16 protein-coding genes and 3 pseudogenes are annotated in these 15,936 nt (G+C 30.3%); 12 read left to right on the forward strand and 7 right to left on the reverse strand.

Annotated elements, in window-relative coordinates:
* The first annotated feature begins 16 nt into the window (after positions 1-16).
* The 4 genes from JL193_RS01155 to JL193_RS01170 all read left to right on the forward strand — a co-directional run bounded on the left by JL193_RS01155 (position 17) and on the right by JL193_RS01170 (position 2,958).
* The gene (locus JL193_RS01155) at positions 17-838 is read left to right on the forward strand and encodes a phosphatase PAP2 family protein (protein WP_207972094.1); all 822 of its coding nucleotides are present in this window, start codon (positions 17-19) and stop codon (positions 836-838) included.
* 441 nt (positions 839-1,279) lie between these two features.
* Positions 1,280-2,263 carry an IS30 family transposase gene (locus JL193_RS01160; RefSeq protein ID WP_207970543.1) on the forward strand — a complete coding sequence of 328 codons (984 nt, stop codon included), beginning with the start codon at positions 1,280-1,282 and terminating at the stop codon, positions 2,261-2,263.
* A 156-nt stretch (positions 2,264-2,419) separates the two neighbouring features.
* Positions 2,420-2,662, forward strand: a complete 243-nt coding sequence (locus tag JL193_RS01165; RefSeq protein WP_207972095.1) for a hypothetical protein — start codon at positions 2,420-2,422, stop codon at positions 2,660-2,662.
* The gene (locus JL193_RS01170; protein WP_207972096.1) at positions 2,644-2,958 is read left to right on the forward strand and encodes a type II toxin-antitoxin system RelE/ParE family toxin; all 315 of its coding nucleotides are present in this window, start codon (positions 2,644-2,646) and stop codon (positions 2,956-2,958) included. Before JL193_RS01165 ends, JL193_RS01170 begins: the two co-directional genes overlap by 19 nt.
* A 44-nt stretch (positions 2,959-3,002) precedes the next feature.
* Here JL193_RS01170 and JL193_RS01175 read toward each other — a convergent pair whose 3' ends face one another.
* The gene (locus JL193_RS01175) at positions 3,003-3,974 is read right to left on the reverse strand and encodes an IS110 family RNA-guided transposase (RefSeq protein ID WP_207972097.1); all 972 of its coding nucleotides are present in this window, start codon (positions 3,972-3,974) and stop codon (positions 3,003-3,005) included.
* A 544-nt stretch (positions 3,975-4,518) separates the two neighbouring features.
* Here JL193_RS01175 and JL193_RS01180 point away from each other — a divergent pair.
* The 5 genes from JL193_RS01180 to JL193_RS17535 all read left to right on the forward strand — a co-directional run bounded on the left by JL193_RS01180 (position 4,519) and on the right by JL193_RS17535 (position 8,457).
* Positions 4,519-4,947: a helix-turn-helix domain-containing protein gene (locus JL193_RS01180; protein ID WP_207972098.1), complete on the forward strand. Its 429-nt coding sequence runs from the start codon at positions 4,519-4,521 to the stop codon at positions 4,945-4,947.
* Positions 4,937-6,154: a thioredoxin-like domain-containing protein gene (locus tag JL193_RS01185; RefSeq protein ID WP_207972099.1), complete on the forward strand. Its 1,218-nt coding sequence runs from the start codon at positions 4,937-4,939 to the stop codon at positions 6,152-6,154. The genes JL193_RS01180 and JL193_RS01185 overlap by 11 nt, the downstream gene beginning before the upstream one ends.
* 204 nt (positions 6,155-6,358) lie before the next feature.
* A complete protein-coding gene (locus JL193_RS01190) occupies positions 6,359-6,937 on the forward strand; it encodes a hypothetical protein (RefSeq protein WP_207972100.1) in 579 nt (192 codons plus the stop codon).
* Between the two features lie 206 nt (positions 6,938-7,143).
* Positions 7,144-8,127, forward strand: a complete 984-nt coding sequence (locus tag JL193_RS01195) for an IS30 family transposase (protein ID WP_207970543.1) — start codon at positions 7,144-7,146, stop codon at positions 8,125-8,127.
* 159 nt (positions 8,128-8,286) lie between these two features.
* Positions 8,287-8,457, forward strand: a complete 171-nt coding sequence (locus tag JL193_RS17535) for a transposase (RefSeq protein WP_496559624.1) — start codon at positions 8,287-8,289, stop codon at positions 8,455-8,457.
* On the opposite strand, the gene JL193_RS01200 is transcribed toward JL193_RS17535, so the two are convergent.
* From JL193_RS01200 to rocD, 6 genes and pseudogenes are all read right to left on the reverse strand, one after another.
* Positions 8,407-8,574: a hypothetical protein gene (locus tag JL193_RS01200; protein ID WP_207972101.1), complete on the reverse strand. Its 168-nt coding sequence runs from the start codon at positions 8,572-8,574 to the stop codon at positions 8,407-8,409. The genes JL193_RS17535 and JL193_RS01200 overlap by 51 nt on opposite strands.
* Before the next feature lie 200 nt (positions 8,575-8,774).
* A pseudogene (locus JL193_RS01205) lies at positions 8,775-9,101 on the reverse strand (transposase); the annotation flags it as partial.
* A 7-nt stretch (positions 9,102-9,108) separates the two neighbouring features.
* Positions 9,109-9,654: pseudogene (locus tag JL193_RS01210) on the reverse strand (IS630 family transposase); the annotation flags it as partial.
* A 19-nt stretch (positions 9,655-9,673) separates the two neighbouring features.
* Positions 9,674-10,078 carry a COG3415 family protein gene (locus tag JL193_RS01215; protein WP_243456802.1) on the reverse strand — a complete coding sequence of 135 codons (405 nt, stop codon included), beginning with the start codon at positions 10,076-10,078 and terminating at the stop codon, positions 9,674-9,676.
* Positions 10,079-10,246: 168 nt separating this feature from the next.
* Positions 10,247-10,813, reverse strand: a pseudogene (locus JL193_RS01220) (IS982 family transposase); the annotation flags it as partial.
* Between the two features lie 504 nt (positions 10,814-11,317).
* On the reverse strand, positions 11,318-12,592 hold the full coding sequence (gene rocD, locus JL193_RS01225; RefSeq protein ID WP_207972102.1) for an ornithine--oxo-acid transaminase: 1,275 nt from the start codon (positions 12,590-12,592) through the stop codon (positions 11,318-11,320).
* A 176-nt stretch (positions 12,593-12,768) separates the two neighbouring features.
* On the opposite strand from rocD, the gene JL193_RS01230 reads away from it, so the two are divergent.
* The 3 genes from JL193_RS01230 (at position 12,769) to JL193_RS01240 (ending at position 15,935) form a co-directional block, all read left to right on the forward strand.
* Positions 12,769-13,941, forward strand: a complete 1,173-nt coding sequence (locus tag JL193_RS01230; RefSeq protein ID WP_207972103.1) for a mechanosensitive ion channel — start codon at positions 12,769-12,771, stop codon at positions 13,939-13,941.
* A gap of 172 nt (positions 13,942-14,113) precedes the next feature.
* Positions 14,114-15,571 carry a 23S rRNA (uracil(1939)-C(5))-methyltransferase RlmD gene (gene rlmD / locus JL193_RS01235; RefSeq protein WP_207972104.1) on the forward strand — a complete coding sequence of 486 codons (1,458 nt, stop codon included), beginning with the start codon at positions 14,114-14,116 and terminating at the stop codon, positions 15,569-15,571.
* A gap of 67 nt (positions 15,572-15,638) precedes the next feature.
* Entirely contained in the window at positions 15,639-15,935 is a 297-nt protein-coding gene (locus tag JL193_RS01240; RefSeq protein ID WP_207972105.1) for a 4a-hydroxytetrahydrobiopterin dehydratase, read from the forward strand.
* Position 15,936 lies beyond the last annotated feature (1 nt).

Raw genomic sequence — 15,936 nt, forward strand, 5'->3', positions numbered from 1 at the left:
GTTAAAAATAAAATTTATGAGAATTATTATTGCTTTTACAACTGTTTTATTATTATCTCAAATTTCATTTGGGCAACAAAACGCTTCTCCTTACGAATGGAAATGGAAACGAGATGGAATTTGGACTGGTGCAGCTTTTGCAGCAAGTGCAGGTGGTTTGCTAATAATTTCGAGTAAAGACACCTATTCTGATGCTGATTTAGCACAAATTAGAAGTAAAATTAACGATATTAATTTTATAGATAGATGGGTTGCAGGAAATTATTCCGAAAGCGCAAATACACTAAGCGATGTTCCTTTTGCATTTTCTTTTGTAGCGCCTTTTGCATTATTATTAGATAAAAAGGCACGAAATAATTCAGGCCAATTATTCGGAATTTATATAGAAAGTTTGGCAACCACCTCTGCGTTATTTACAATTACAGCAGGTTTATCTAACAGAAGCAGGCCTTATACTTATGGAACAGAAGCACCTTTAGAACAACGAAAAAGTATTACTGCAACAAGATCTTTTTATTCTGGACACGTTGCTGCAACTGCAACTGCAACTTTTTTTGCTGCAAAAGTGTATCAAGATTTTAATCCAGATTCGCCTGCAATTCCGTATATTTATGCAGGAGCTGCAATTTTACCTGCAGCAGTTGGTTATTTTAGAATGCAAGCTGGTCAACATTTTTTAACAGATGTTTTATTAGGCTATGGTTTGGGTGCTTTGGCAGGGTATTATATTCCTGAATTGCATAAAAAAAAGAGTCGATCTTTTTCTTTTCAACCAATTATGGATCAAAATTTCTATGGCGAGAATTATCAAGGAATTTGTTTACGCTATCAGTTTTAAAATATAAGACGATAAATGTCTTTCTTATTAGTTTTAAAATTAATACCATTATATTTTTCTAGTGATTAAATTTTATAAAACTGTAACTCCTCACAATCCATTGGAATGTCTAGTTTTGGTTTGTGTTTATTTTAAATCATTTTCATTAATTTCTAATATTTTTTTACCATATTACCATTGCCTATAACTTGCGTAGAATCCTGAATATTCTCAAAAATCAAGGCATAAACCCACTAAAAAGCTTAGGGAATGCCTCGGTTCTATTTTTAACCCAAATACGCGTTATTTTAAGCCTATTTTACACACTTTTTACACCAAAAAACCGAAACCAATTTCATAAAATTAAACCTAGATTCAAATGCTAGTGCAAGTTTTTGATAGGATTTTCCTACGGGTTTTACCCCGTTAGGAAAAGTCCAAAAAAAGTCAAAGATTTGTGATATGAACTACAAACAATTAACTTTCGAACAAAGGTACTCAATAGAATTAATGCTTAAGGCAAAAATTAGTAAAAAAGAGATTATTAAATCACTTTGTATTAATGAAAGTACTTTTTATAGAGAATTGAAAAGGAACTCAAAACCTAGGACTTATAGTGCTAAACACGCACAAAAATTAGCTGATGAGCGTAAAAAAGAAGGCCATTATAAGACTATTTTTTCAACGGAAATGAAAAAAATAATCAAAGAAAAAATGATTAAATTTCAATGGTCTCCAGAACAGATAGTTGGTTGGTGTAAACTTAAAGCAATACAGATGGTCTCTCACGAGCGAATTTACCAATATGTTTGGCAAGATAAAAGACAAGGAGGATTGCTTTATAAAGAACTACGAACAGGTCAAAAAAAATATAAAAAAAGGTATGGAAGTAAATCCAATAGAGGACAAATACCCGATAAAGTGTCTATAGAAAAACGTCCAAAAATTGTAGAACTCAAAGAAAGAGTAGGTGATTTAGAATCTGATTTAATTATAGGAAAAGACCATAAAGGAGCTTTATTAACCATTGTAGATCGCTATTCTAGTTTTTTATGGATTGAAAATGTGACAGGAAAAAAAGCAGATATGATTACAAAAATGACTATAAACACTTTAGCACCACATAAAAAATGGGTTCGAACAATTACCAATGATAATGGAAAAGAGTTTGCAGGACATAAAAAAATAGCAGAAAAATTAAATTGTGATGTCTATTTTGCTCACCCTTATAGCTCTTGGGAACGTGGACTTAACGAGTATACGAACAAACTTATCAGACAATATTTCCCAAAAAATGAACACTTGGATAATGTCAAACAAAAGGATATTTTTGAAACGGTAAACAAACTCAATAATAGACCAAGAAAAAAGTTAGGATACAGAACCCCTAAAGAGGTTTTTTATCAATTTATTAACCAAAATCAAAAACTTGCACTTGGTACTTGAATCTACGAAACCTTTAAAAGTTGCTTAAACTGTTCTGAAATAATTTAAATTTCTTATATTTAACAACAAATGGTGGTTTTGAGACAGACTGACGTTGTGCAACATTAGGAATAACGACCAATTATTCGGATATTTATAAAATAAATTTAAATAAAAATGGCAACAGTAGATAATATACGAAACGGATTGATTGACAAAATACTATCGATTAAAAACAAAGACTTTTTAGTGGCTCTTGACAAAATAATTACATCGAGTTCATCTGAATCTGAAATAGTTGAACTGACCAAAGAACAGAAATTGATGCTGGAAATGAGTGAACGAGATATAAAAGATGGTAAACTAATTTCTCAAGAAGCAATGAATAAAAGGAATTTGGAATGGCTAAACGCAATGTAATTTGGACACGAACAGCTGACATTCAGTTCGTGGGAATTTTAGAATATTGGGTTAAAAAAAACAAATCAAATAGATACTCTAAAAAACTTTTAAAGCTAGTTTCGGAAAGAACAAAACAAATAGCCGAAAAACCTCTTATTTACAAAGCTACAGATTTCAAAGATACAAGAGTTGCTTCATTAGGTAATTTTAGTATTTACTATAAATTTAATGACACAGAAATTATCATCACAGCTTTTTGGGACAATAGACAAAATTCGAAAAAACTTTTGAAAATATTGGAAAACAAAAAATAACGTTGCACAACAAAGTACTGTGGTAAAAAACAAGTAAAAACTCATTAATTTTTTACGAAAGTACTTTTATAATTTCCATCATATATTAATCCTGATTTTGCTATTGCAAAGACCTGTTTTAGTAGTTTATTACAGACTGCGATTAAGGCTAATTTTTTGCTCTTTCCCTTGGCTACGATTCGTTGATAAAGATCTCGACAAGCCTTGTTGTATTTGCATGCATTAAAACTACACATAAACAATAAATTTCTTAGTTTTTGATTCCCTATTTTACTTATTCTCGATCGTCCTTTTACACTACTACCACTTTGTCTAATTGTTGGCGTTAGACCTGCATAACTACACAATTCACTACCACTCGTAAAACGCTCAAATCCATCGGTTAAAACTACTAACATTAAAGAGGTTTTGGGACCAATGCCTGGGATGCTTTTTAAACGTGTTAAAACATCGTTATGAACTTCTTTTACTAAAATTAATAGGTCTTCTTCTATCGTTTTTATTTCTTTCTCAACATGTTTTAAACTGCGTTTTAAAGACCTCACAACAGATTTACTTGGTGTACCTAAAACGGCTTCGCCATGTAATTTATTTTTCAGCATAGTGCTCTGCTTTGTATATGCTGAAAGGGTTCTTGTCATTTGTAAACATTCCAGCTGATGTTTAGAATTGCCTTTCCACAACTTTAATTTAACCTGCTTTGCATACTCACAAATTAGTTTAGAATCGCTCTTATCTGTCTTTATTTTAGACAATTTCATTTGAATAAAACGTTTTACCGATAATGGATTTTCTACCGATAATTTAAAACCTTTTTCTTGTAAATAATAGGCTAATTGGTAATGATAATAACCGGTAGCTTCCATCACGCAATGACTCTTTAAATCTAATAATTTTACAAACTTTTTAAAGCCTGTTAAATTGTTTTTAAACTGGTAATAATTGCCATCTGAATCTGTGACATCAAAAAATAAATGACTGATGTCTATTCCAAAATATTTAATATCTTTATTCATAAATAAATGTTTTTACGAAAGGACATACTACGCGAGTTTCAACGACTTAAAAGCGAGGTCTAAAAGCCTCATAGAACTGTACGAAATCTGTGTAGAAAAGAGAGGGGATTTTCAATGTTGACGAAGTCTATGCTTCTGCGTATATATTAACCTTATTCCTCTCTTTTGTCTTTTCTTAATTATGTTCAAATTTAATGAATTACAAACTTAAGACGTGTAAAAAAATTGCTGGTAAAAGCCTATTTACGAAAGTCCTCGCGGACTTTCTATCTGTGATTTATTTGCTAACTTTAGTGCTTAAAACACGCAACTAATCTTATACAAACACGTTGGCATTAATTCGCACATCAGAATAAATAAGCTTTCTATTACAATAAAGTAATACTAGTCTGAAAATAAAAAAACTATCCAATCACCCATAAACAATACATTGACAAATTAATGTCGTATAAATGACGTACAAAAAACGTGGCAATAACTAGACTTTGACGGCACATTAAAATAACTTAAGCTATATATTTGAAAAATTAAAAATAACTTCTAAATGAGAAAAATAGAATTTTCTAATGCTGTTAAGAAAATTAGAACAGAAAAAGGCTTATCACAAGAGGATTTATCTGGAAAATCTGAATTAAGCTTAAGAACAATTCAACGATTAGAAAATGGTAAAAGTGAACCACGTGGAGACACATTAAAAAGGTTGACAAATGCTTTAGAGTTACCTGCTAATTATTTTAACAGTATTTTGTTTGAGAATAAAAGCAATAAAAAATCATTCAAAATCCCATGGTTCATATTAGGTTTTCTAATTATCGGTGGTTCTGCTGGTTTTATTTTAAGCTTAATTCTAGCTAGCACAGGAATTATACCCTATAATGAATTCAGTTTACCATTTGTTATTGCAATTGCAATATTTTTTACTGGAATTGGTGTTATAACTGGAAACATTATAGAAAAGAAATATGGAAAATAATCACCTTTTATATTTAAAAACACCAAAATTATCAATAATGAAATATATTAAGACTTTTGCTTTAATCTTTTTTTGTATCTCTTTTACATCTTGTATTCAAAAAAATAACCTATCTGCTGAAATTGTCGGACTTGGAAATGACACTATTTATATAGAAAGCTATAAAATTTCAAATATTGAAGAAGACCCTATTATTGACACTATTTATTCTAAAAACGGAAAATTCTTCTATGACTTACCAGTAAAAGAAGCTATTATAAGTATAGTAACGCCAAGAAAAGCAGAATATACCCGATTAGATAAAAGTCCATATAGACCACTTGAAAAATCAATACTTCTAATATTAAAACCAGAAGATAGAATTTCAGTAAAAGGAAAGCTTGAAAAACTGAATCTTAAATATCAAGCAAAAGGTTCAGAAATTAATGAAGAATATAGTGATAATAGAAATGAGTATGTTGCTTCTCTAATAGAAAAATCAAAAATTGAATTAGAAATAGACTCGTTAATGTTTAATAATGGAGACAGGGAAACAATTAATGCTCTTTTTAAAAAGCGTAAAGAATACTCTATAATAGCAAGCAATTTTCAATTAAATTATATCAATAATAATTTAGACAAAAACCTTTCTGCCTACTATTTATCAAGACAACCATTAGATACCATAGGGAAATATTTAAAAAAATTAGACAAGTTTGTAAAAGAAGGTACATTTGAGAATCTTTTAAAATTTCAATTTACTAGATTTCAAAAATATACAAAAGTCAGAGAGGCTGAATCAAGAATTAAATTAGGAGGAAAAGCACCTGAATTTTCCTTAAAATCTATAAACGAAGAACATTATTCAGTAGACTTTTCAAAAAACAAATTTACTATACTCGATTTCTGGGGTAGTTGGTGTGCACCTTGTATTTCTGGATTTCCAAAAATGAAAAAACATTTTGAAAAATACAAAAACCGAATTGAGTTTATTGGCATAGCTTGTAATGACACAGAAACAAAATGGAGAAATGCGGTTAATGAACACGAATTAAAATGGAAAAACCTTTTCAATGACAATGAAATTGACAAAGATGTTTCTGTTAAATATGCTATAAAAGGTTATCCAACAAAAATAATAATAAATTCAAGTGGAATCATAGAAGGAATATTTAATGGAGAAGGAGAATATTTCTATAATAGACTAGATGAATTAATGAAAAATTAAAAAACTAATGCCAACACAGTATAAAATTAATTGCTCGGTTCTACCCTACTTAAGAAAATCCTTCCGAATTTTCTATCTGTGATTTTTTTATAAATTTGTCTAAACTTTTGGGTGCACATCACTTTTTTTTCTATCAGTGATATATTTGCTAACTTTAGTACTTAAATCACGCAACTTTCTTTACACAAACACGTTAGCCATAATATGAAGGAAATTATAGTTTTATTAATGATTTTTAGTTTAGGAAATTTAGTTAGTCAAGATTTAAATTGCCTTAAACCTGAATTCTATGACTATGATTTTGATATTATTGAAGTTAGAAGTGAGAAAGATTCAATTTTTGAAACTACTCAATTCAAATCTGATTCTTTAAAATTATATGTTGAAAGAAAATCTATTTTAAAATTTCCAAAATGGTCTAGTTACAAAAGAAAAGGAATTAAATCTGGTTTTAAAATTGTCTTATTGAATAATACTAATAATGATTTAAACTTATTCAATATGGATGGTAGAATTATTATGAGAAGACAAGTTTTTTATAAAAATAAATGGAGGAATCTTAAAAGATATAAAGATACTGAACGATTTTATTGTGGAAATAGCTTTTTTAGAAAACGCACAATCAAATCAAAACAGATTTTAACATTTATAGCTCCCTGTATATTTGGGAATAAAAAAGCTAAGTTTAGATTTATACTTGGAAGAAATTATAAGAATAACAATCTTGCTATTTGTTCTAATGAATTTGAAGGATTTATTGATGAAAAATTGATTGAAATGTAAATACTATGGCTAACACTGTATAAACTTTATTGCTGCTAAATTTTTCCTTCGGAAAAATACGCAGACACAAAGTTGTTTAATAATTTGCTTATTTTTAGCATAATAAAAACGCCCTAGATTCAAATGCTAGTGCAAGTTTTTGATAGGATTTTCCTACGGGTTTTACCCCGTTAGGAAAAGTCCAAAAAAAGTCAAAGATTTGTGATATGAACTACAAACAATTAACTTTCGAACAAAGGTACTCAATAGAATTAATGCTTAAGGCAAAAATTAGTAAAAAAGAGATTATTAAATCACTTTGTATTAATGAAAGTACTTTTTATAGAGAATTGAAAAGGAACTCAAAACCTAGGACTTATAGTGCTAAACACGCACAAAAATTAGCTGATGAGCGTAAAAAAGAAGGCCATTATAAGACTATTTTTTCAACGGAAATGAAAAAAATAATCAAAGAAAAAATGATTAAATTTCAATGGTCTCCAGAACAGATAGTTGGTTGGTGTAAACTTAAAGCAATACAGATGGTCTCTCACGAGCGAATTTACCAATATGTTTGGCAAGATAAAAGACAAGGAGGATTGCTTTATAAAGAACTACGAACAGGTCAAAAAAAATATAAAAAAAGGTATGGAAGTAAATCCAATAGAGGACAAATACCCGATAAAGTGTCTATAGAAAAACGTCCAAAAATTGTAGAACTCAAAGAAAGAGTAGGTGATTTAGAATCTGATTTAATTATAGGAAAAGACCATAAAGGAGCTTTATTAACCATTGTAGATCGCTATTCTAGTTTTTTATGGATTGAAAATGTGACAGGAAAAAAAGCAGATATGATTACAAAAATGACTATAAACACTTTAGCACCACATAAAAAATGGGTTCGAACAATTACCAATGATAATGGAAAAGAGTTTGCAGGACATAAAAAAATAGCAGAAAAATTAAATTGTGATGTCTATTTTGCTCACCCTTATAGCTCTTGGGAACGTGGACTTAACGAGTATACGAACAAACTTATCAGACAATATTTCCCAAAAAATGAACACTTGGATAATGTCAAACAAAAGGATATTTTTGAAACGGTAAACAAACTCAATAATAGACCAAGAAAAAAGTTAGGATACAGAACCCCTAAAGAGGTTTTTTATCAATTTATTAACCAAAATCAAAAACTTGCACTTGGTACTTGAATCTACGCGCAACAAAGCTTATACTAAAACGTCAGACTGTCTAAAAACTTTCATTAATTTTATTGGTAAAAAAGTAAAAATTTCATATCTTTAAGTATGGAATATATCGCACGAACCCCTCGTAATCAACTCGGATTTTTCCCCACCGCCTTGGACCACATGATCGATAAGGATAACAGCGTTCGAGCCATTGACATTTTTGTAGATAGCTTGGATTTATCCCAGTTTGATTTGACCAAGAATGCCCAAACGGGAAGGCCTTCTTACAACCCCGCCGATTTACTCAAACTCTTCATCTATGGCTACATGAACCGCATGCGCTTCTTGTAAATCTGAATTAGGGGTTATTTCTTCTGTTTTTTCGCAATTCCATAATACTAAGGAAATTCCAAAGAAAAATACCCCTATTTTTAAAAGTTTAGTTAATTTGTTTTTTTTCATTTTCATAAATTTAGTGATTATTTGTTTTCAACAAACATAAAGCATAAAAAAGTACTTGTCAATCCCTGAAGACCGTATATTTTTTGCCTCCCTGAATTCAGGGATGCTTATCCCTGAGCTCAGGGATAGCGAGTTTTTAATTTCTTGGCTATAAGTTGTTTATAAAATTGTTTTTTCAGCCTAAATTATAATCAACCTGAGTTCGATTAATAAATTGTCAACTGATTAGACTTTACAGTCTGATATTTTATAGCAGGTTTTTTTGGTAAAAAGCTATATGCAATAAGACCTGCGATTATGTTTGACAAGAAATTAGTAAAACTTCTATGTCTAGAATGTTCAATTTGACAAATATTTTTGAGTTCGTCATTTACGGTTTCAATAACAGAGCGTTTACGCAGTAAAATTTTATCACTCATTGTCATTAAAGAATTCTTCATATTGTTTTTAATATGAGTAATTAAATGCAATCCATCAGCAAAAAGTAACTGCATTAAATCTTTTCCAACATAACCTTTGTCCGCATATAACTTATACCATTTAAACATTAAAAACGTTATAAAAAGATTTTAGATAAAATTCATATCCGGTTATAGACTTAATGGTATTATTATCCATTTGATAAACTAGGTGCTCTATTTTGGATTCTAGTATCTCTAAAGTGTCATAAATTTTCATTGCGATTTTACTTTTAAGGTATTGCCAAACTTTTTCAGCTGGATTTAGTTCAGGGCAATATGCAGGGATAGGTAATAAAATAATATTATCAGGCAATTTTACATCTTTAGTAGCGTGGAAAGCTGCATTGTCAATAATTACAATTTTTAGTTCCAAAGGATTACAGGCACTTAAGTCTGTTAAATACTCAATAAAAAAGTCTTTACACACAGTATCTGTTAGCATGCAGAAACTCTCACCGGTAATGGGTGAAAAACTTCCCCATAGCCATTTACTCTGATAACTATGTTTGTATTTTGCTATAGGTTTAACGCCTTTAGCTGTAATGACTCTTTTTTGTTTGATTATTAATCCAAAACGAGATTCATCTTGAAAAAATAAATTGACCGATTCAAAGTTATTTTTATTTAGTTTTGTTCTAAATAATTTAAAAGTGTTTTCTAGGTTTTTTAAAAACCATTTCGGCTTTCAGGTCTTTTTTATAGTGTGACTTTCTTGATACTTTTAGCTTAGACTTATGTTTTCGCCTACAATGTGCATAAAGTGCACCATAATTTATCATCTCTGATAAATCTTCGGCTATATGAGCTTGTAACTCTATATAGGAAGTTATGGTGGTATCGCTATTGGATAATGTCTTGGAGATATAGGCTTTTGCTCTATCAGAAATATGAACGGTATTATTACCTCCGCTATGTATTTCTAATAAATTTGAAAGGCCTCCTGTTTCATAGTCTTTAATCCAATTGCCTATGGTGGTTGGACGTCTGCCAAGCTTCTTTGCGATCGCATTACGATAGATGTATTTCCCGGACTTTATGTAGTATAACATTTTTAAACGATCTCTTCGTAATTCTGTAGTAGTAGACTCATATAGTTTTCGCAATTCAACAGATTCTTCTTTAATGGATAAGGTAATTTTTTTGGCATATTGAAAGATAATAAATTTTATCCCGAAAGATAGTAAATATTATATTGAATTCAAAGTTTAAATGGTATTACCATAAATTTTATCTAAAAAAGACTTCTTTTTTAATGGCGTTCTATCATCAACATTAGCTTGGGTTATGCAGAAGTTTAGGATTTCACCTTTATCATTTATAACGATATGCAATTTAAAGCCATGGAACCATCCTATAGTGGATTTTCCAGTGGTTGCAATGCCTTTAAATACTTTATTATTCTTAATTCGTTTGGGGCTGCAAACTCTAACAGGTGTAGAATCTACAAAAGAAATACCCGTAGAATTACCTAAACAACATGTCTTTAAAAATAAAGTCATTGGCATGAGGTTTTGCTGCATGAGTTCTGTAAATCTATTGTATGAAACTGTAGCTGGGAAATCATCTTGCATATGCTTTTGCAAGTAATACACGTAAAAGTGTTTAAAGGTCCTAAAACCACTAAGCTGAAACAAAATGGTAATGGTAATTACCTCGCTATTTGACATAACACTGGGACGTTTTGATGGATTGCCTAAAAGGTGTTTACTGACTATTTGGTCATATTCTTTACAAAATTCATCAACAAGACAGAAAATTTCAGTAATTTTAGAGTAGATTATCATAGATAGATTTTTAGATTAATAAATTGAAATTCAATACTTTAATTTACTGAAAATCTATCTTTTTTACTAGAAAAAAATGCCTAAATTTTAATCGAACTCAGGTTAATCAAAAAATGGTTTTAAAAATACCAAGAACTGTAAAAAGGTAGATTTTTGTTTTAAAGTGAAAAATTGATTAAGGTTAAGGTTTATGAAGATATTTTTGTAGAAAATAAATGGTTAAAACAGAGTAACTAATCTTACACAAGTATATTCTTATAAGAATTTACAAAAAAATTAGCCACAAATTTTAAAAATTGTGGCTAAATAAAAAAAATTGAAACCAACTGTCTTTTAGGAGGAACTAAAAAAGGAGTTTCGCTGGTTTTATTTTGAGCTAAAAAAATCAAAAAACAAAATGTTGTATTTAGATTCGCGTTTCCTTGGGAATGATAATTACAACGGAAACCCCAAAGCAGAACCTCGAGGAATTCTTTTCGATAAAATGTTATAAAAACGGAATTTTTAAAACTCAGATATTGTTTTCTTAATAATAGAAATACAATCCATTAACTGCTCCTCTGTCATTACCAAAGGTGGTGCAAAACGAATAATATTGCCATGTGTTGGTTTTGCTAATAAGCCATTATCACGAAGTTTAATACAAATATCCCAAGCAGTAGAACTGTCTTCAGAATCGTTAATTAAAATTGCATTTAACAGTCCTTTTCCTCTTACAGATTCTACTAAATGATTGTTTTTACAAAACTCACTTAACTCTGCTCTAAAAATTTTACCTAATCGATCTGCATTTATGGCTAATTTTTCGTCGGCAACTACTTCTAAAGCAGCCATTGCAACAGCAGCAGCAATAGGGTTACCTCCAAAAGTAGAACCATGGTTTCCAGGACGAATTACATTCATAACATTATCATTTGCTAAAACTGCAGAAACGGGATATGCTCCTCCAGAAAGTGCTTTCCCAAGAATTAAAACATCTGGTTTTACTTCTGGCGTACCAGAACAATTTTTCTCAGGACAAGAACAGTTTCCACAAGTTGCTAATAAACGCCCCGTTCTTGCAATTCCTGTTTGTACTTCATCTGCAATAAATAAAACATTATGGTCTTCGCACATTTTCTTTGCCGCCGCTAAATACCCTTCAGAAGGTACATAAACACCAGCTTCACCTTGAATTGGTTCTACCAAAAATGCAGCAATATTGTTACTGCTTTCTAATGCTTCTTGTAATTCTTGTAAATTATCGTATTCAATTTTTAGAAAACCTTTAGTATAGGGACCAAAGTTTTTACGCGCAACAGGATCGTTAGAAAACGAAATAATTGTGGTTGTTCTTCCGTGAAAATTATTTTCACAAACAATAATTTGCGCTTTATTCTCATCAATACCTTTTACTTCGTAGGCCCATTTTCTAGCAATTTTTAAAGCAGTTTCTACAGCTTCTGCACCTGTATTCATTGGTAGTAATTTATCGAAACCAAAAAAATCGGTTGCAAATTTCTCGTACTTGCCCAACATATCATTATAAAATGCACGCGAAGTTAAAGTTAATGTTTTTGCTTGATTCGTCATTGCATCTACAATCTTAGGATGACAATGCCCTTGATTTACAGCAGAATAAGCTGATAAAAAATCGTAATATTTTTTCCCTTCCACATCCCAAACATGCACGCCTTCTCCTCTACTCAAAACCACTGGAAGTGGATGATAGTTGTGCGCACCATACTTGTTTTCTAATTCGATTGCTTCTTGCGAAGTTAATTTGTCTAAAACAGCCATTTTTATTGTTTTAAAATTTATAAAAAAAACCATTCCTGTTCTACCTTTATTCTTCTGACAAGTAATCAGAAATTCAGCGTGGGAAAGAAATCATCCCCAGATTTTTGCAAAAATAGCAAAAAAAGTGACTTTTTAAGAGATTAAGTGTCAGAATATTGAACTAAAATCGAAAAAAAATGGATCAACTATTACAATCTTACAACCAAATTACAGGAACTTTAGGCAGACCTTTTTCTGCACTTATTATTATTATTTTAGGATGGTTTATAGCAAGTCTTCTTAAAAGAGTTACCAAAAAAATTGCAAACAGTACAGGTTTAAACAAATCTTTAAGCAGTAGTAAAATAAGATTTGGCGAACTGGTAGGAAAAATTGTTTACTTATTAGTAATGATTTTTGTTTTTATGCTTGCATTAGACACCCTTGGCATGACCAACGTTTTAGAACCCGTTAAAGGTTTATTAAACGGTTTTACAGGATTTATACCAAATATTGTTGGCGCATGTTTAGTAGGTTACATTGGCTATATGTTGGCAACAATCGTATCTGAATTAGTAGGTTTATCTGGCGATACGATAAGAAAATTTGCACCAAAATTAAGGCTTCCAGAAAACATAAATATCGTTTCTATTTTACAGAAAATTGTATTTATTTTTATATTTATTCCACTATTAATAGCTGCATTAAATATTTTAAATATCAACTCAATTTCAGACCCAGCAACCAGTATGCTAGAGAGTTTTTTCGAAGCAATTCCAAGAATATTAGTAGCAACACTTATTATAATTATTTTTGCAGTTGGAGGTAAATTTTTAAGCGAACTTTTAAGAGATTTATTAGACAGTTTAAATGTAAACCAAGTATTAAGAACTGCAGGTGTAAACTCTATTGTAGGCAAAACAAATATCGAAAAACTAATTGCAAACATTGTATATGCCTTTATAATTTTATTTGGTTTAATAACGGCTATCGAAAAATTAGAATTCGATAAATTGTCTGAAATTATGGAAACTGTTGTTAACTTAGGTGGCAACATACTATTTGGCTTAATCATATTAGCAATCGGAAATTGGATTTCTAACCTTGCCAAAAACAGTTTTTTAAAATCCGACGATAATAAATTCGTTGCAAGTATTATTCGAGTTGCCATTTTAGCCATATTTTTAGCAATTGGTTTACGCAGAATGGGCATTGCAGACGATATTATAAACCTTGCTTTTGGCATTACTCTTGGAGCTGTGGCATTAACCGTAGTTTTATCTTTTGGTTTAGGCGGTCGTGAAGCTGCAGGAAAACAAATGAGTAAAATTTTAGAAAAATTCAATAACAATAAAACTTTAAATAGTTAGTTTTAAAGTATTTGTAATCGTAAAGTAAAAGTCTCAAAACTAAAATTTTGAGGCTTTTTTGTTATTTAAAAAATAAAGAATTTGGGCACTCTTTAAAAAGTAATAACTTCAAAGCATAATGGGTAATCTATCAATATCTTTTCCTTAATTTTGCAAACCAAAATACTTAAAAATGCCACGTAGAGAACGCAACAAATTTGTAAAAAAAAATCAAGTTTTAGAGTTAAAAATTGAAGATTATGCTTTTGGAGGAAAAGGAATTGCCAGAATTCATTCCGAAGAAGGAAGTTTTGTAATATTTGTTCCGAATACGTTGCCTGGACAATTGGTAAAAGTGCAAATTAGCAAATCCAATAAAAAATATGCAGAAGCAAAATTAATTGATGTTTTAGAACCATCAGAAGACGAAGTGGAAGTTCCTTTTCAAGACATTCCTGGAGCGCCTTACATTCAATTACCTATTGAACTGCAACATACATACAAAAAAGAAAGTACTTTATCTTTATTCAAAAGAATTGGAAAAGTAGAAAATATTGAGGATTTATTCGACGAATTTGTAACCTCACCCAATGTGTTTCATTACAGAAATAAAATGGAATATGGTTTTTCTGCCATTGGTTATGATAGAATCAACAAAACCGATAAAGACGAATTTACGCTTGGTTTTAAACGACGTGGAGTTTGGTGGATGGGCGATAATTTAGAAAAAGACTCGGGTTTGTTTGATAAACAACTGGAAGATAATTTAAAAAACATCCGAAACTATTGTTTAGAAACAGGGTTATCACCTTGGCATGGGCCTAAAAAAGAAGGTTTTTTTAGATATTTTGTGGTGCGTAAATCTTTTAAAACAAACGAACTATTATGTAATTTGGTAACTACTTCTAGTGAATTAGATAAATTCGATTTGCAAGAATTCGCAAATTTTCTAAAAAGCATTTTGGGTGAGCGTTTGGCAGGTCTTTTACACACCATTAACAACGAAACTGGCGATAGAACCATTGCAACTTCTGGAAGTTTAGAACTGGTTTACGGAAAAGATAAAATTGTAGAAGAATTATTAGGTTTAAATTTTGAAATTAGCATGAAAAGCTTCTTTCAAACCAATCCAAAATGTGCAGAAAAACTGTACAATAAAGTTGTAGAATATGTTTTAGAAGACAAAACAAAAGTAAACAATACTGTAGTTATGGACTTGTTTTGTGGAACAGGAACTATTGGGCAAATTGTAGCTTCTAAAAGTAACAATACAAAAATAGTTGGTGTAGATATTGTAGCATCTGCCATTGCAGATGCAAAAAAGAACGCTAAAAGAAACAATATCGAAGGTTTAAAATTCTTTGCAGCAGATGTTGGAAAGTTTTTAATTGCACATCCAGAATATCAAAATAAAATAAAAACCATCATTTTAGATCCTGCAAGAGCAGGAATTGCCCCTAAAACTTTGCAGAAAATCATCAACTTAAATGCAGATAGAATGGTGTATGTTTCTTGTAATCCTGCAACACAGGCAAGAGATACAGAGTTGTTAAGAGAAGCTGGTTACAACATGAAAAAAATAAGTTTGGTAGATCAATTTCCACACACGAGTCATATAGAAACTGTTGTACTTTTTGAAAAAGTGAATTAGTTTTAACATCAATTTAATCAATATTAGTTGCAATAATTATATATTTAAAATCTTAAATCAAATAATCATGAAAAACATAAAACTATCAGATTCTGCAATAGAAAAAAAATTAGAAAACTTACCAGATTGGGATTTTTATGATGATGCACTTCATACAGATTTCGAGTTCGATAATTTTAAAGATTGTATGTCTGCAATGAACAGAATTGCCTTTGAATGCGAAGCTCTAAATCATCATCCAGAATGGACAAATGTGTATAATACCTTAGATATTACATTAACTACTCACGATGTAGATGGTGTTACAGAACTAGATTTTAAATTGGCAGAAGCCATTAATAAAATTGTAGAAGTTGAAGCGTAAT

Origin of the sequence: Polaribacter batillariae (genome assembly GCF_017498485.1) — a bacterium.
In the GTDB taxonomy this organism is placed as follows: Bacteria; Bacteroidota; Bacteroidia; order Flavobacteriales; family Flavobacteriaceae; genus Polaribacter; species Polaribacter batillariae.